Here is a 13887-nt window from a genome sequence, read left to right as displayed (position 1 = left end):
GAGGGAAAAATCGAGACCGTCAGGCCCCGAACCCCGCCGGAGCGAAGCGGAGGCAAATTAAACACAGCCACGAGCGTTTCTGGGTGGATTGCCCTTCCCTGCTGTCAGCCCATGCCGGTTAGGTGAGCAAGGCGCGAACCACACCATCCGCAAGCAGCCGCCCGCGGTCGGTCAAAATCAGCCGGTCGTCGCAAAGCTCAGCAAGCCCGTCCGCAATCACGCCCTCGGCCGCAACGCGCCCCGAGACACCCAGCTCCCCGAGCGGCACCCCCGTGCGCAGTCGCACCGTGAGCATGACCCGTTCGGTATACCGCTCCTCCTCGCTCAGCGCCTCCCACCCGGCGACCGGCAACCCCCCCAGCGCCACCCGATCCGCATAGCGCGCAGGGTGTTTCACATTCCACCACCGCATCCCGCCAACATGACTGTGCGCACCCGGCCCCGCCCCGAGCCAGTCACCACCATCCCAATAACCAAGATTGTGCCGGCACCGCGCATCGTCGTCCGCGGCCCAGTTGGAGACCTCGTACCAGCGCAGCCCCGCCGCCTCGAGCCGAGAGTCGATGCGTTCATACCGCGCGGCAAGAACATCATCATCCGGAGCAGGCAGTTCCCCCCGCCGCACCCGGCGAGCCAGGGCGGTCCCGTCCTCCACGATCAGCGAGTACGCCGACACATGGTCCACCCCCGCACTCAGCACCGCATCCAAACTGGCGTCGAGATCGCCATCGGTCTCCCCCGGCGTGCCATAAATAAGGTCCAGATTGACATGCTCGAAACCCGCGGCACGCGCCTCCCGGGCCGCCGCCACGGCGCGCCCCGGCGTGTGCGTCCGGTCGAGAATCTTCAACACGTGCTGTGCGGCCGACTGCATGCCCAGCGAGACCCGAGTAAATCCGCCTTCCAGCAGCCGCTCGAAGAACTCCGGCGAGGTGGATTCCGGATTGGATTCCGTCGTCACCTCCGCCCCCGGGGCCAGCGTGAAGTTCTCACGAATGGCCGCCAAGACATCAGCCAGCCCGTCCCCGCCCAGCAGCGACGGCGTTCCCCCACCCACGAAGATCGTCTCGACAGCCGGCACCGCACTCGGCAGCGCCTCGAACTGCTCTGCCGCCGTGGCCAATTCACCCCGCAGCGCCTCGAACCACGACTGCGGCGAGGCAGAGGTGCCCAGCTCCCCCGCGGTATAGGTGTTGAAGTCGCAATACCCGCACCGAGTCGCACAGAACGGCACATGAACGTAAATGCCGAACGGCCCGCCCCCGAAATCGCGCAGCACCAGCCGGGGCTCATCGCCCGCCGGAGCGGTCACGCTGGTCGAGGTCGCGGTCGTCGTCACCCCTCCAGTGTGACCGGTAGCCCGCGTCACACCGCACCCGCACCGGGCGCCCGCTCCGGTGCGGGATCGCGCGACGCCCGACCGGCTCGGCCACGAAGCCGCACCGGCCTCCCGCGCATCGACGGACGCCCCACATTCGCGGATGCCCGCACCCGCGGAGCCGCGCTACCGCCCCGAGCATGCACATGTCGGCGGGTCCTATTACATTCCAAGGCATTTCGGAGGAGGCCCCGATGAACGCGGGCCGGGAGAGGGGCTCTCATGTGGGATGACGAGAAACCGACATTCGAGCCGGTCCTCCGGCACGAGATCAACGCCGACCTGCTGACCGTCGTCGACGCCGGATCGGTCGCGCCCGCCATCTACACCTCCCCGATGCCGCCGGTACGACCGGACGGACCCAACTTCGCACGCTCGTTTCCCGGCGAGATGCTGGCGCAGACCCTGATCTGGGACCGGTTCGCGCAGCAGGGCCAGACCTGGTTCTTCGCGCAGATGACCGAGCAGACCATTACCGAACGCTTCCGGGCGTCCGGCATCGAGGCCGGATTCGATCGCAATGACAAGGTGACCGGCTGGCGGACGGCGTTCTGGTGGGCGCTCATCGCCCGCGACGCCGAGGCGCTGCGCGAACTCACCGAGTATCCGGTGCAGCGCCTGCGCGATTTCGGCGACGGCGCCTTCGACGACTGCCAGTACGAATGGGCGCGAATCCTGCAGGACGCGTGGCGGTATGGGCCCGACACCGTGGCCGATCAGGCCTGGGCGCTCGACACCACCAGCCGGGTGGGCGCGCAGCAGGTGCTGGATCACCTGGTGCGGCCGTCGATCGAGGTGTTCACCCGGCTGGCCGCGCACGATCAGGCCGGTTTCAGCTGGGAGCTCGCCAATGCGCTGCGCCGCCATCGCGCCTTCTTCGACCGGGTGCCGTGGTGCGACGATCCGGAGGGCGTGATCTCGCTGCCGCTGCTCGGGCTGGCGTGCTGGGCGTACGACTCCGGACTGCGCATCGAGGTCGCCTCGGAGTATCTGCCCTTGGGTCTGGTCCTCCGGCCGGATTGGATGTACTCCCCCGAGCTGGCCGAGGTGGTGGCTGCCACCGCCGCGGCCGACGGGACCGTCGAGTTCGAAGTCACCACCACGGTGCTCGAGGACATGGAATGACCGATCGCACCGGGCGACCGGTCGCTTTCGTCAGTGGTCGACGACCGGGGTATTCTGGCAGAAGGTGAGCAGCCAGCGGCCGTCCTCCTTGGTCATGCCGTAGAGCGGGGAGCCTTCGGCCTGCAGTTCATCATCGTGGTTGAAGTACTGCTGGTGGACCTTGACCGCGGCCACATCGGGCCGGATGAACCGCACGAAGAACGGCGTGTAGGTGGCGTAGCCGTCCTTGGTCGCGCCGACGATGACCTTGCGGGTGAACTCCGAGATCTCGTCGCGGCCATTGAGGAATTTGCCGCCGCCGGTGGTCCAGATCGCCTCCGGGTGGAACAGGGCGAGGAAGGCGTCGGCGTCCTCGGCGCGCTGCGCCTTCTCGACGGCCGCCACCACGGCGTGAATGGCTTCGATCTCGGCGGCGGTGTCGATGTCTGCTGTTGTCATGACACAAATTCTTCAACCTGAAGGGTGGTCGAGGTCAACCCCAGACTGTTTCGGGCGTTGATCTATGAGACGTGTCACAAATCAGGTCGGCTGTCCAGGCGATTTCCCGGGAAAGTGCGGAAAATATTGTCCGGCGGTCGGAGAAACCCCGCTGACATGGCACAATAACCCTCATGACCGGACTTGGAGTACGCCTCGTGGCACGCCGCCACGTCGACTTCAAGCGTGTCTGCAGCGCGAGCTGTCTGCCGGGAAGCCTCCGGTAGAACGGCTCCCATTCTCTCCGGGACGGCGTCGGTCGCGACGCCGCTAATGCCGGTTCGCTGATATCGGAGGCGTGAGCCAGCCCCTCCCGCCTGCCCGCAAGACCTTCAGGAGCAACCCGATGACGTCGAGTACCGACGCCGGTCCTTCCAGTTCCGAGAATGCCCGCCCCGAACGGCCGCAACGGCCCGCCGGTGAGCGTCGCGTGCGGCCGGACCGTCCTCGTTCGGAAGCGCCCGTCGCGCCGCGCGAGCGCACCGGCAAGCCGGTGCGGCGCAAGTCCGAGGGGCAGTGGGCGCTCGGCTACCGGGAACCGCTGAACGCCAACGAGCAGTCCAAGAAGGACGACAACCCGCTCAATGTGCGCGCCCGCATCGAGAACATCTACTCGAAGCAGGGTTTCGACTCGATCGACAAGAGCGATCTGCGCGGCCGCATGCGCTGGTGGGGTCTCTACACCCAGCGTGAAGAGGGCTACGACGGCACCTGGACCGGCGATGAGAACATCGACATTCTCGAGGCCCGCTACTTCATGATGCGGGTCCGCTGCGATGCCGGCGCGCTGAATGTGCGGCAGCTGCGCACCCTCGGCGAGATCTCCACCGAATTCGCCCGCGACACCGCGGATCTGTCCGACCGCGAGAACGTCCAGTACCACTGGATCGAGATCGAGAACGTGCCGGAGATCTGGCGGCGGCTCGAAGAGGTCGGGTTGCAGACCACCGAGGCGTGCGGCGACTGCCCGCGCGTGGTGCTCGGCTCCCCGCTGGCCGGTGAGTCGTTCGGCGAGGTGCTGGATCCGACGCCGGCCATCGAGGAGATCGTCAAGCGCTACATCGGCGACAAGAAGTACTCCAACCTGCCGCGCAAGTTCAAGACCGCCATCTCCGGTCAGCAGGACGTGGTGCACGAGATCAATGACGTCGCCTTCATCGGCGTCGAGCATCCCGAGCACGGGCCCGGACTGGATGTGTGGGTCGGCGGCGGCCTGTCCACCAATCCCATGCTCGCCCAGCGCCTCGGCGCGTGGGTGCCCCTCGACGAGGTGCCGGATGTGTGGGAGGCGATCGTCTCGCTGTACCGCGATTACGGCTACCGGCGGCTGCGCACCAAGGCGCGCATCAAGTTCCTGGTCAAGGACTGGGGCATCGAGAAGTTCCGCGAGGTGCTCGAGACCGAGTACCTGAAGCGGAAGCTCATCGACGGACCCGCGCCGGAGAAGCCGGAGCGGCCCATCGATCACATCGGCGTGCAGAAGCTGCGCAATGGCTTGAACGCCATCGGCTTCTCCCCCATTGCCGGACGCGTCTCGGGCACCATTCTGACCAAGGTCGCCGATATCGTGGCGAGCATCGGCTCGGATCGGGTGCGGTTCACCCCGTACCAGAAGCTGATCGTGCTCGACGTGCCCGACGACAAGGTCGAATGGCTCATCGAGGAGCTGAAGCCCCTTGGGCTGCACGGGCGTCCGTCGCACTGGCGGCGGAATCTGCTGGCGTGCAGTGGCATCGAGTTCTGCAAGCTGTCGTTCACCGAGACCCGCAAGCGGTCCCAGGTGCTGGCGCCCGAGCTGGAGACCCGGCTCGCGGATATCAATGCCGACCTCGACGTGCCGATCACGGTGAACATCAACGGCTGCCCCAACTCCTGCGGCCGGTCCCAGATCGCCGATATCGGGTTCAAGGGCCAGCTGGTCGACGACGGCGAGGGGAATCAAGTCGAGGGCTTCCAGGTTCACCTCGGTGGCAGCCTCGGGCTCGACAGCGGCTTCGGCCGCAAGCTGCGCCAGCACAAGGTGACCAGCGATGAGCTCGGCGATTACATCGAGCGCGTGGTGCGCAACTTCGTCAAGAACCGTGATGAGGGTGAGCGTTTCGCGCAGTGGGCTGTCCGTGCCGAAGAGGCCGATCTGCGGTAGTTGGAGGAAACAGCAATGACCACAACCAAACTCGCCGAAGCCGAACTGCGCGCCCTCGCGGAGAAGGGCGCGGCCGAACTCGGACCGGACGCCACCGCACAGGAACTGCTGCGGTGGACCGAGGAGAACTTCGGATCCAACTACATTGTGGCGTCGAACATGCAGGACGCCGTGCTGGTGCAGCTGGCCGCGCAGGTGCGTCCGGGCGTGGACGTGCTGTTCCTCGACACCGGCTACCACTTCGCCGAGACCATCGGCACGCGTGACGCGGTGGAGCTGGTGTACGGCGTGAACATCGTGAACGTGCAACCGGAACACACTGTGGCCGAACAGGATCAGCTGCTCGGCAAGGATCTGTTCGCCCGCGACGCCGGGGAGTGCTGCCGCCTGCGCAAGGTGGTGCCGCTGCAGAAGTCCCTGGCCGGTTACAACGCCTGGGTCACCGGCATCCGCCGCGTGGAGGCCCCCACCCGCGCCAACGCGCCCCTGATTTCCTTCGACGAGGCCTTCGGGCTGGTGAAGATCAATCCGATCGCCGCCTGGTCCGATGACGAGATGGCCGCCTATATCGAGGCCAATGGCATTCTCGTCAATCCCCTTGTCGAGGAGGGATATCCGTCCATCGGTTGCGCTCCGTGCACACGGAAGCCGGAACCGGGATCCGATCCGCGAAGCGGCCGCTGGGCCGGCCTCGCCAAGACCGAATGCGGGTTGCACGCCTCATGACTTCTCTAGAGACAGATTTCGACACGCTCGCCGCGCTCGAGAGTGAATCGATCCACATCTTCCGCGAGGTCGCGGGCGAGTTCGAGCGACCGGTGATCCTGTTCTCCGGCGGCAAGGACTCCACCGTGCTGCTGCACCTGGCGATCAAGGCCTTCTGGCCGGCGCCGCTGCCGTTCGCGCTGCTGCACGTGGACACCGGGCACAACCTGCCCGAGGTTCTCCAGTTCCGCGACCACGTGGTCGAGAAGTACGGGCTGCGGCTGCATGTCGCCTCCGTCGAGGACTACCTCGCCGACGGGCGGCTCACCGAGCGCCCGGACGGTATCCGCAATCCGCTGCAGACCGTGCCGCTGCTGGACGCCATCAATGAGAACCGCTTCGACGCGGTCTTCGGCGGTGGCCGCCGCGACGAGGAGCGTTCGCGCGCCAAGGAGCGCATCTTCTCGCTGCGCGACGCCTTCGGGCGCTGGGATCCCAAGCGGCAGCGGCCGGAGCTGTGGAACCTGTACAACGGCAAGCACGCTCCGGGTGAGCATGTGCGCGTGTTCCCCATCTCCAACTGGACCGAGCTGGATATCTGGCGCTACATCGCCCGCGAGAACGTCGAGCTGGCCAATATCTACTACGCGCACGAGCGCCCGGTGTACCTGCGCGACGGCATGTGGATGACGCCCGGCTCCTGGGGCGGCCCGCGCGAGGACGAGGAGCTGCTGATCAAGTCGGTGCGCTACCGCACCGTCGGCGACGGATCCACCACCGGCGCAATCATTTCCGATGCGGCCGACAATGAGGCGATCCTCGCCGAGGTGGCGGCCTCCCGGCTCACCGAACGCGGCGCCACCCGCGGAGACGATCGCGTCTCCGAGGCCGCCATGGAAGATCGCAAGCGAGAGGGTTACTTCTGATGTCCGACCTACTCAGACTGGCCACCGCCGGCAGCGTCGACGACGGCAAGTCCACCCTGGTCGGACGCCTGCTGTACGACACGAAATCCGTTCTCGCCGACCAGATCGACGCGGTCACCCGCGCCTCGGTCGACAAGGGCCTGTCCACGCCGGACCTGTCGCTGCTCGTGGACGGCCTGCGCGCCGAGCGCGAGCAGGGCATCACCATCGATGTGGCCTACCGCTACTTCGCCACGCCCAAGCGCTCTTTCGTGCTGGCCGACACCCCGGGGCACGTGCAGTACACCCGTAATACGGTGTCCGGCGCGTCCACCGCGCAGCTGGTGATCCTGCTCGTCGACGCTCGCAAGGGTGTCATCGAGCAGACCCGCCGCCATGCCGCCGTCATGGCGCTGCTGGGTGTGCCGAAGCTGGTGCTGGCCGTGAACAAGATCGACCTGGTCGATGACCCGGCCGGCGTCTTCGACAAGATCCGCGACGAATTCTCGCAGCTGACAGCCAAACTCGGCTGGGCGCCGGAGGATGTCGTCGAGATCCCGGTCTCCGCGCTGCACGGCGACAATGTCGCCTCCCGCTCGGAGAACACCCCGTACTACGACGGCCCGTCGCTCATCGAGCACCTGGAATCCGTGCCGGTCGATGCCGACAGCGCCCGCCATCAGGTCGGCCTGCGCTTCCCCGTGCAGTACGTGATCCGCCCGCGCACACCGGAATACCCGGACTACCGCGGCTACGCCGGTCAGGTCTCGGCGGGCACCGTCACCAAGGGCGACGAGGTCGTGGTGCTGCCCTCGGGCACCCGCACCACCATCGAGCGCATCGACACCGCCGACGGTGAACTGGCCTCGGCCCAGCCCGGCCGCAGCGTCACCCTCATCCTGGCCGACGACGTCGACGCCTCCCGCGGCGATGTCATCGTCGCCGCCGCCGACGCCCCCGAGCCCATCGACACCTTCGACGCCACCGTCTGCTGGCTCGGCGACAAGCCCCTGCGCCCCGGAGCCCGCCTGCTCCTCAAGCACGGCACCCGCACCACGCAGGCCATTGTCGGCGCGCTGATCGAGCGCTTCGACGAACAGCACCTGGCCGCCGACCCCGCCCCGGAGTCGCTGTCCCTCAATGACATCGGCCGCATCTCGGTGCGCGTGGCCGACCCCATCGTGGCCGACGACTACAGCGTCAACCGCCACACCGGCAGCTTCCTGCTCATCGATCCGGCCGGCGGCAACACCCTCGCCGCGGGCCTGGTCGGCGACGCCCTCACCGCCGTCGAAGTCGGCCCGGAAATCGGAGTCTGAGATGTACCCGCCCGGCACCGGCGCACTCTCGGCCGTCCTGCCGGGCGGGCCGACCCACCCGCCCCGCCAATCCGCCACGGCCGCACCGGCATTGATCGCGGTAGCCCACGGCAGCCGCGACCCCCGTTCCGCGGCCACCATGCACGCGGTCGTCGAGCAGATCGCCGCCGCCCGCCCGCACGTGGACGTCCGCCTGGCCTTCCTCGACCTGAGCACCCCCTCCCTCGAACAGGTCGCAGACGCCGCCGCCGCGGGCCACACCCACGCGATCGTGACCCCGCTCCTACTGGGCAGCGCCTTCCACGCCCGAGTCGACCTCCCCGGCCTGCTGGCCACCGCCGCGAACCGCAACCCCCGCCTCCGCCTGACCCAGGCCGACGTCCTCGGCCCCGATCCGTGCCTGGTCGGCGTGCTGCGGGAACGGGTGCTGACGACCCTCGCGGCCCATACGACCCTCGATGCGACGCCCGAACGCGGCACTCCCGCAAGCGGTTCGGCGGCCGACCGCCTGGGCATCGCCGTGGCGGCCGTCGGTTCCTCGTCTCCGGCGGCCAATGCCCGCACCGCCGAGGTGGCGCGCCAACTGGCCGCACTCACCGGCTGGGACACCGAAATCTGCTTCGCCACAACAGAGCCGACAGTGCTGGAGGCACTCGACCGGCTACGATCCCGCGGCGCCGACCAACTCCTCGTCGCCCCCTGGTTCCTGGCCCCGGGCCTGCTGACCGACCGCCTCGTCGCCGCGGCCCCGGATCTCCTGCACGCCGATGTACTCGGCCCGCACCGAGCGCTCACCGACATCGTCTGGGCTCGCTACGACGCCGCCCTCACCGCCAGGCTGACCTTGTCGGCCTGAATCGACGGTCCACGCGCCACGTGGTGTCCTATGGCTCACCATCGCCGAGGAATTCGATTTCAGCGGCATACACCTGCCGCATTGTGGGTCGTGTGAGCGCACCCAAGCGGGCGACGAGCCAGCGCTTCGGTATCGATCGCATCCGCGTGATATCCACGGTGTGACCAGCTGCAGGATCATCGGGACCCAACAGCACGGTCAGATCAGTGACCGGAGCGTTGGTTATCGGGAGCACAACGACGTGCGGCAAGAAGACGTTGGCTTTGGAAGTCGATACGACGAGCACGCGGTCCGGCCCCAGCGAGGGCGGAGCGTCACGCCCAGCGATGTCCATTGTGAACGCCCATACTTCGCCGCGCCGCGGAAACGCGGCGGGGGCGGTCACCCGTCGGCTTCGAGTTCGCGGTCCGCGGCGGTGTACTCGGCGGCTAGCGCTGCGTAGTGCTCGTCGGTGTCCAAGCCGTGCTGGTGGTAATACTCGGCCAGCGTCACAGCACTGCGCTGCATCGTGCCCGATGTAGCACCCATCGACGTGCTCGTGTTCATGCGTTCGATGGTAATACGGCTGCTCTTCCGCCACGCCGAGCGAGGGAGAACTTGACTGCAGGCCGATACGCTGGGCGGATGATCAAGGCGGCGGTGTTCGATGTGGGTGAGACGTTGATCGATGAGACTCGGATTTGGAGTCGGTGGGCGGATCGGTTGGGGGTGCCTCGGTTTGCCTTGTTGGGGGTGATCGGGGGGATGGCGGCTACGGGGCGGCCGTTGGTGGAGGCGTTCGAGCTGGTGCGGCCGGGGATCGATGTGTGGGCGGAGGAGGCCGCTTGGGCGGAGGAGGAGCCGGAGGGGTTGCGGAACAACTTCGATGAAGAGGATTTGTATCCGGATGTGCGGCCGGCATTGGCGGAGTTGCGGCGGCGGGGGGTGGCGGTGATCATCGCGGGGAATCAGCCGCCGCAGGCGAAGGCGGCGCTGGAGCGGATGGGGCTGCCGGTGGATGCGATTTATACGTCTGCGGAGTGGGGGTTGGAGAAGCCGGATCCGAAGTTCTTCACCAAGGTCGCTGAGGTGGCGGGGGTGGCTTCGGTGGAGATCGCCTATGTGGGGGATCGGGTCGATAATGATGTGCTGCCGGCGCGGGAGGCGGGGATGCTGCCGGTGCTGATTCGGCGGGGGCCTTGGGGGTACTTGAGTTCGGAGTTGCCGGGGGCTTTGTACGCGAACGTGGTGGACGACCTGCACGCCTTGCCGGATCTGCTCGCATCGGCCTGAGCCTGGCGCCCGCTCGATCGGCGGGCGTCACACCCCTTTGCATGACACGTCAAACGCGAGGGCGGATTTCCGCCAGCGCGGACCTTCCGACCGGAGTTGTATATGACGTGTCAAGTAAATCAGCTCTTCAGCAAAGGGGAACGTAGTCATGGGATCTCGATTCGAGTCGAAGGTTGTTCTGATCACGGGCGCCACCTCGGGGATCGGTGCCGCGGTCGCTCGCCGGGTGGCCGCCGAGGGCGCTGCGGTCGTGCTCGGCGCTCGGGGCAAGGACGCCGGGGACCGGGTGGCCGAGGAGATCCGGGCAGGCGGCGGGCGGGCGCTGTTCGTGCCCGCGGATGTCACCGTCGAGGCGGATGTGGCGCGGTTGACCGAGGCCGCGATGAGCGAATTCGGGCGGCTGGACGGGGCCTTCAACAATGCGGGGGCGGTCAATGCGTTCGGGCCGGTGCAGGACATCGGGGAGGAGGGCTGGCGGGCCGATATCGAGTTGAACCTGACGGCCGTGTTCTACGGTCTGCGGCATCAGGTTCCGGCGCTGATCGCCTCCGGCGGCGGGGCTATCCTGAACAACGCCTCGAATCTGGGCGTGGTCGGAATGGGTTCGGTCGCACCGTATGTGGCGGCCAAGCACGGCGTCGTCGGGCTCACCCGCGCGGTCGCGCTGGAGAACGCCGAGCTGCCGATCCGGGTGAATGCGCTGGTCTCCGGAGCGGTGGACACCCCGGCCTTCCGCGCGTCGATGGGCGCCACCCCGGAGGGCGAGGCGGCGATCGCCGCGCTGCACCCGATGGGCCGCATTTCCCGGCCCGAGGAGATCGCCGCCTTCGCGGCGTACCTGCTCAGCGACGAGGCCAGCTTCATTACCGGCGCCGCGCTCGCCGTGGACGGCGGATTCACCGCTCGCTGACCATCATTCGGCGGCCGGAAGCGACCGAGCCCACCATCGCGCTGGGCACTGGAGGCGCGAGGGTGGGCCGGTCGTTCGCGACGACGGATGGGGTGGAGTGGACCACTACTCCACCGTCCGCGTCGCCGTCCGATGCGGGGCTAGCGGTCGCCGCCGCCCCCGCCTCCCCCACCACCGCCGCTGGCTCCACCGCCTCCGGAACCACCGCCGGAATTGGTTCCGCCACCGCCGTTTCCACCGCCTCCGGTTCCACCGCCGCCGGTGCCGCCGCCCATACCGCCGCCGCCGGAACCACCGCCGGACGCGCCGCCACCACCGAGGCCGCCGCCACCGGAGCCGCCACTGCCGCCCGAGCCGCCGCTACCGCCGGATCCGCCGGAGCCACCCCCGGACGCGCCGCCACCGCTGGCGCCACCACCACCGTTGCCGCCTCCGCCGGTACCACCGCCACCGGTTCCGCCGCCTCCACTACCGCCGGTCCCACCGCCGCCGGTGCCGCTACCGCCAGTGCCGCTACCGCCAGTGCCGCTGCCGCCGGTCCCACTACCGCCGGTGTCGCCGCCGGAAGTGCCGCCGGTACCGGTGCCTCCACCGGAAGTTCCTCCGCCCGTGCCGGTTCCACCGGTCGTCCCGCCGGAGGTGTCGCCGCCGGAAGTGCCACCCGAGGTCGTGTCGCCCCCGGTGCTGCCGCCCGTGGTCCCGCCGGTCGTCGTCCCGCCGGACGTGGTGTCGCCACCGGTCGTATCGCCGCCGGAAGATGTTCCGCCGGTGGTCGTTCCGCCGGACGCCGGATCGCCGGTGGTCGTGCCGGCGCCCGTCGTCGGATCGGGAGCGGGGGCGGGTTCCGGGGCCGGAGCAGGTTCGGGAGCCGGAGCGGGAGCGGGAGCCGGGGCGGTCTCGGGCAGCGGCGCGGTCTCGGCGGCCGGAATGCTCGGGAGGGTGTCGGCCGCGGGAACCGTTCCCGGCAGCTCGATCTGGCCGGGTTGCGGCAGGGCCGCACCCGGCTGGGGCACCTCCGGGAGGTTGGGCAGGCTGACCGCGGGCAGCTGATTCGGAATCGTGCCGATGACGGTGCCGAGCTCGGAGTACGGCCGGAACGGCAGCGGGTTGACGAATGCCGCCGGGTTGGAATAGGTCCCGTTGCGGTAGACCGGCGGCTCGCAGCGATCGCCCGGGCCATTGCTGGTGAAGCCGCGATTCCGGGTCGTGTCCACCGGCCGTCCGCCGACCCAGGTCTGGGTGACGGTGGGCGCGATCGGAGTGCGCATCGAGGCGGCGGTGACGGCGTGCGCGCCGCCGCCACCGTAGGCGCCGGTGACCTCGTCGTAGACGATCACATCGCCCTGGCCGATCCCGCCGCCGGGCACGCCGACCGGTCCGGGCGCGGCCTGCAGGCCGGGCAGCCCGCCGGTGGGGCCGCCGAGCACGGTGGCCGCGGACATGGCCAGCGCGGAAGCCACCGCCGCGCCGGAGAATACGGCGGCGCGCGGGGCGTACCGGCCGATGGCGGACCCGGTGTCGACACTGCGGACGGCGGCGATGGCCGCGCCGATGGCCACGGTGTGCGCGGGATCGGGCGCCATGACAATGGGCCGGCCGAGATCCGACAGCACGCGCGCCACCTCGGCGGGGCGGGCCGCACCGCCGATCAGCAGCACCCGGTCGATATCGTCGAGGTGCAGTCCGGCGCGATGCACGCAGGAGCGGACCAGCCGTAGCGAGTTGCGAATATGCCAGCTGCGCAAGCGATTCGTATCGGAGGCGGGCACCACCGCCGAGACCGGCTGTGAGGCCCCCGGCGCGATGCTGCGGGCGTAGCGGGCGAGCAGGGTGCCGAGCGGGCGACCGCCGTACTCGTGCGAGCGTTCGGCGCGGCCGAGGATGCCGCGCTCCTCGGGATCCTCCTCGGTGCGCACCACCGCGATATCGAGGCTGTTGCCGCCGAGGTCGTAGACCAACGTCAAACCCGCGCCGGAGACGCCGTATTCGGCATCGAGCCATTCCACCGCGGCCACGGGTTCGGGCATGAGCAGCACATCGGCCGCACCGGACCAGTCCAGCGCGCGCCGCAGCCGGGTGACGTATTTGTCGGGATAGCACGCGGGGTAGGTGGTGACGGCCGGCGCTTCGGGCGCATGCGTCTCGATGAGCCCGTTCACCACGGTCGCCACCAGATCGGCCGGCGACCAGATGCGCCCGCCGATGACCACCGGATCCGGCTCGGTCGTGAGATCGGCGAAATCCGTGACAACCGGGGCGAATCGGGGAATTCCCCCAATCCTCGGCCCACCGGCGCTGTCGAATGTGACGGCCGTGCGCCGAACACGCACGGCGGGCCGGGTTCGTTCACCGGCCGTGGTCGCCCATACGGAGTTCACTGTGCCGATGCTCATGCCAAAGCCAACAGTCATCGCTATCCCGTCAACGCACCGAGACCACGGCCTCACGGGCGTACCAACCATGTGGTCGCGGTCGTTTTCCAAACAGCGCGTTCAGGTTAGCTGGCACATGCCGGATGTGAATATCGAATCGGGAGAAAAGATCTCGCGTCCGGTAGCGAAGTTGGCAAAGTACTGGTCAGGCAGCTACGTAGTCGCCACCGAGTCGAACTGGACACCAACACCATTCGCTTGTAGCTACAACGCAGCGAACAAATAATTGATACCAACCGGTTCGCGATGAGAGTCCGAAAAAGAAAACCGCAACGTCAGTTTGGGAGCGCGGAATGCCGATCACTGGTCGGTTGCTGCCGCGGAGTTCCCCACTCGCAACAGCTCATCGCCCGTGACTCGGAGTG

At 68.4% G+C, this 13887-nt stretch carries 14 protein-coding genes; 9 read left to right on the top strand and 5 right to left on the bottom strand.

Annotation, left to right across the window (positions count from 1 at the left end; all coding sequences use genetic code 11):
• Window positions 1-118 precede the first annotated feature (118 nt).
• Window positions 119-1339 carry a radical SAM family heme chaperone HemW gene (hemW, locus tag ACFVIV_RS30840; protein WP_379202361.1) on the bottom strand — a complete coding sequence of 407 codons (1221 nt, stop codon included), beginning with the start codon at window positions 1337-1339 and terminating at the stop codon, window positions 119-121.
• A 261-nt stretch (window positions 1340-1600) separates the two neighbouring features.
• On the opposite strand from hemW, the gene ACFVIV_RS30835 reads away from it, so the two are divergent.
• On the top strand, window positions 1601-2503 hold the full coding sequence (locus ACFVIV_RS30835; RefSeq protein WP_379202359.1) for an immunity 49 family protein: 903 nt from the start codon (window positions 1601-1603) through the stop codon (window positions 2501-2503).
• 30 nt (window positions 2504-2533) lie between these two features.
• Here the strand turns inward: ACFVIV_RS30835 and ACFVIV_RS30830 are convergent, their stop codons facing one another.
• On the bottom strand, window positions 2534-2941 hold the full coding sequence (locus ACFVIV_RS30830; protein ID WP_379202357.1) for an SgcJ/EcaC family oxidoreductase: 408 nt from the start codon (window positions 2939-2941) through the stop codon (window positions 2534-2536).
• Window positions 2942-3114: 173 nt separating this feature from the next.
• Here ACFVIV_RS30830 and ACFVIV_RS30825 point away from each other — a divergent pair, with 173 nt between their 5' ends.
• The 6 genes from ACFVIV_RS30825 (at window position 3115) to ACFVIV_RS30800 (ending at window position 8908) form a co-directional block, all read left to right on the top strand.
• Window positions 3115-3207, top strand: coding sequence for an Ms4527A family Cys-rich leader peptide (locus ACFVIV_RS30825; RefSeq protein ID WP_354835468.1), 93 nt, complete (start codon window positions 3115-3117; stop codon window positions 3205-3207).
• 119 nt (window positions 3208-3326) lie between these two features.
• Complete coding sequence (locus ACFVIV_RS30820; protein ID WP_379202355.1) at window positions 3327-5123, top strand: nitrite/sulfite reductase; 1797 nt, start codon at window positions 3327-3329, stop codon at window positions 5121-5123.
• A 15-nt stretch (window positions 5124-5138) separates the two neighbouring features.
• Complete coding sequence (locus ACFVIV_RS30815) at window positions 5139-5849, top strand: phosphoadenylyl-sulfate reductase (RefSeq protein WP_379202353.1); 711 nt, start codon at window positions 5139-5141, stop codon at window positions 5847-5849.
• Window positions 5828-6754, top strand: coding sequence for a sulfate adenylyltransferase subunit CysD (gene cysD / locus ACFVIV_RS30810; RefSeq protein ID WP_379202352.1), 927 nt, complete (start codon window positions 5828-5830; stop codon window positions 6752-6754). Before ACFVIV_RS30815 ends, cysD begins: the two co-directional genes overlap by 22 nt.
• Entirely contained in the window at window positions 6754-8052 is a 1299-nt protein-coding gene (locus ACFVIV_RS30805) for a sulfate adenylyltransferase subunit 1 (protein WP_379202350.1), read from the top strand. Before cysD ends, ACFVIV_RS30805 begins: the two co-directional genes overlap by 1 nt.
• Before the next feature lies 1 nt (window position 8053).
• Entirely contained in the window at window positions 8054-8908 is an 855-nt protein-coding gene (locus tag ACFVIV_RS30800; protein WP_379202348.1) for a sirohydrochlorin chelatase, read from the top strand.
• Window positions 8909-8936: 28 nt separating this feature from the next.
• Here the strand turns inward: ACFVIV_RS30800 and ACFVIV_RS30795 are convergent, their stop codons facing one another.
• Window positions 8937-9293, bottom strand: coding sequence for a type II toxin-antitoxin system PemK/MazF family toxin (locus ACFVIV_RS30795; protein ID WP_379202346.1), 357 nt, complete (start codon window positions 9291-9293; stop codon window positions 8937-8939).
• Window positions 9290-9454 carry a hypothetical protein gene (locus ACFVIV_RS30790; protein ID WP_379202344.1) on the bottom strand — a complete coding sequence of 55 codons (165 nt, stop codon included), beginning with the start codon at window positions 9452-9454 and terminating at the stop codon, window positions 9290-9292. Before ACFVIV_RS30790 ends, ACFVIV_RS30795 begins: the two co-directional genes overlap by 4 nt.
• Window positions 9455-9532: 78 nt before the next feature.
• Between ACFVIV_RS30790 and ACFVIV_RS30785 the strand changes: the two genes are divergently transcribed.
• Together ACFVIV_RS30785 and ACFVIV_RS30780 are read left to right on the top strand one after the other, a co-directional pair.
• On the top strand, window positions 9533-10180 hold the full coding sequence (locus ACFVIV_RS30785; protein ID WP_379202342.1) for an HAD family hydrolase: 648 nt from the start codon (window positions 9533-9535) through the stop codon (window positions 10178-10180).
• Window positions 10181-10328: 148 nt separating this feature from the next.
• Window positions 10329-11090: an SDR family NAD(P)-dependent oxidoreductase gene (locus ACFVIV_RS30780; protein ID WP_379202340.1), complete on the top strand. Its 762-nt coding sequence runs from the start codon at window positions 10329-10331 to the stop codon at window positions 11088-11090.
• Between the two features lie 140 nt (window positions 11091-11230).
• On the opposite strand, the gene ACFVIV_RS30775 is transcribed toward ACFVIV_RS30780, so the two are convergent.
• A complete protein-coding gene (locus ACFVIV_RS30775; RefSeq protein ID WP_379202338.1) occupies window positions 11231-13483 on the bottom strand; it encodes an Hsp70 family protein in 2253 nt (750 codons plus the stop codon).
• Window positions 13484-13887: the final 404 nt, after the last annotated feature.

The sequence above is a fragment of the Nocardia sp. NPDC127526 genome (assembly GCF_042672265.1).
In the GTDB taxonomy this organism is placed as follows: domain Bacteria; phylum Actinomycetota; class Actinomycetes; order Mycobacteriales; family Mycobacteriaceae; genus Nocardia.
This window is presented reverse-complemented; position numbering and strand designations above follow the sequence as displayed.

Excerpts from the sequence above, each read along its gene's own strand:
- ACFVIV_RS30835 (WP_379202359.1), top strand. The coding sequence starts at position 1,601 with ATGTGGGATGACGAGAAACCGACATTCGAGCCGGTCCTCCGGCACGAG.
- ACFVIV_RS30830 (WP_379202357.1), bottom strand. The coding sequence starts at position 2,941 with ATGACAACAGCAGACATCGACACCGCCGCCGAGATCGAAGCCATTCAC.
- ACFVIV_RS30825 (WP_354835468.1), top strand. The coding sequence starts at position 3,115 with ATGACCGGACTTGGAGTACGCCTCGTGGCACGCCGCCACGTCGACTTC.
- ACFVIV_RS30820 (WP_379202355.1), top strand. The coding sequence starts at position 3,327 with ATGACGTCGAGTACCGACGCCGGTCCTTCCAGTTCCGAGAATGCCCGC.
- ACFVIV_RS30815 (WP_379202353.1), top strand. The coding sequence starts at position 5,139 with ATGACCACAACCAAACTCGCCGAAGCCGAACTGCGCGCCCTCGCGGAG.
- cysD (WP_379202352.1), top strand. The coding sequence starts at position 5,828 with ATGCGGGTTGCACGCCTCATGACTTCTCTAGAGACAGATTTCGACACG.
- ACFVIV_RS30805 (WP_379202350.1), top strand. The coding sequence starts at position 6,754 with ATGTCCGACCTACTCAGACTGGCCACCGCCGGCAGCGTCGACGACGGC.
- ACFVIV_RS30800 (WP_379202348.1), top strand. The coding sequence starts at position 8,054 with ATGTACCCGCCCGGCACCGGCGCACTCTCGGCCGTCCTGCCGGGCGGG.
- ACFVIV_RS30790 (WP_379202344.1), bottom strand. The coding sequence starts at position 9,454 with ATGAACACGAGCACGTCGATGGGTGCTACATCGGGCACGATGCAGCGC.
- ACFVIV_RS30785 (WP_379202342.1), top strand. The coding sequence starts at position 9,533 with ATGATCAAGGCGGCGGTGTTCGATGTGGGTGAGACGTTGATCGATGAG.
- ACFVIV_RS30780 (WP_379202340.1), top strand. The coding sequence starts at position 10,329 with ATGGGATCTCGATTCGAGTCGAAGGTTGTTCTGATCACGGGCGCCACC.
- ACFVIV_RS30775 (WP_379202338.1), bottom strand. The coding sequence starts at position 13,483 with ATGAGCATCGGCACAGTGAACTCCGTATGGGCGACCACGGCCGGTGAA.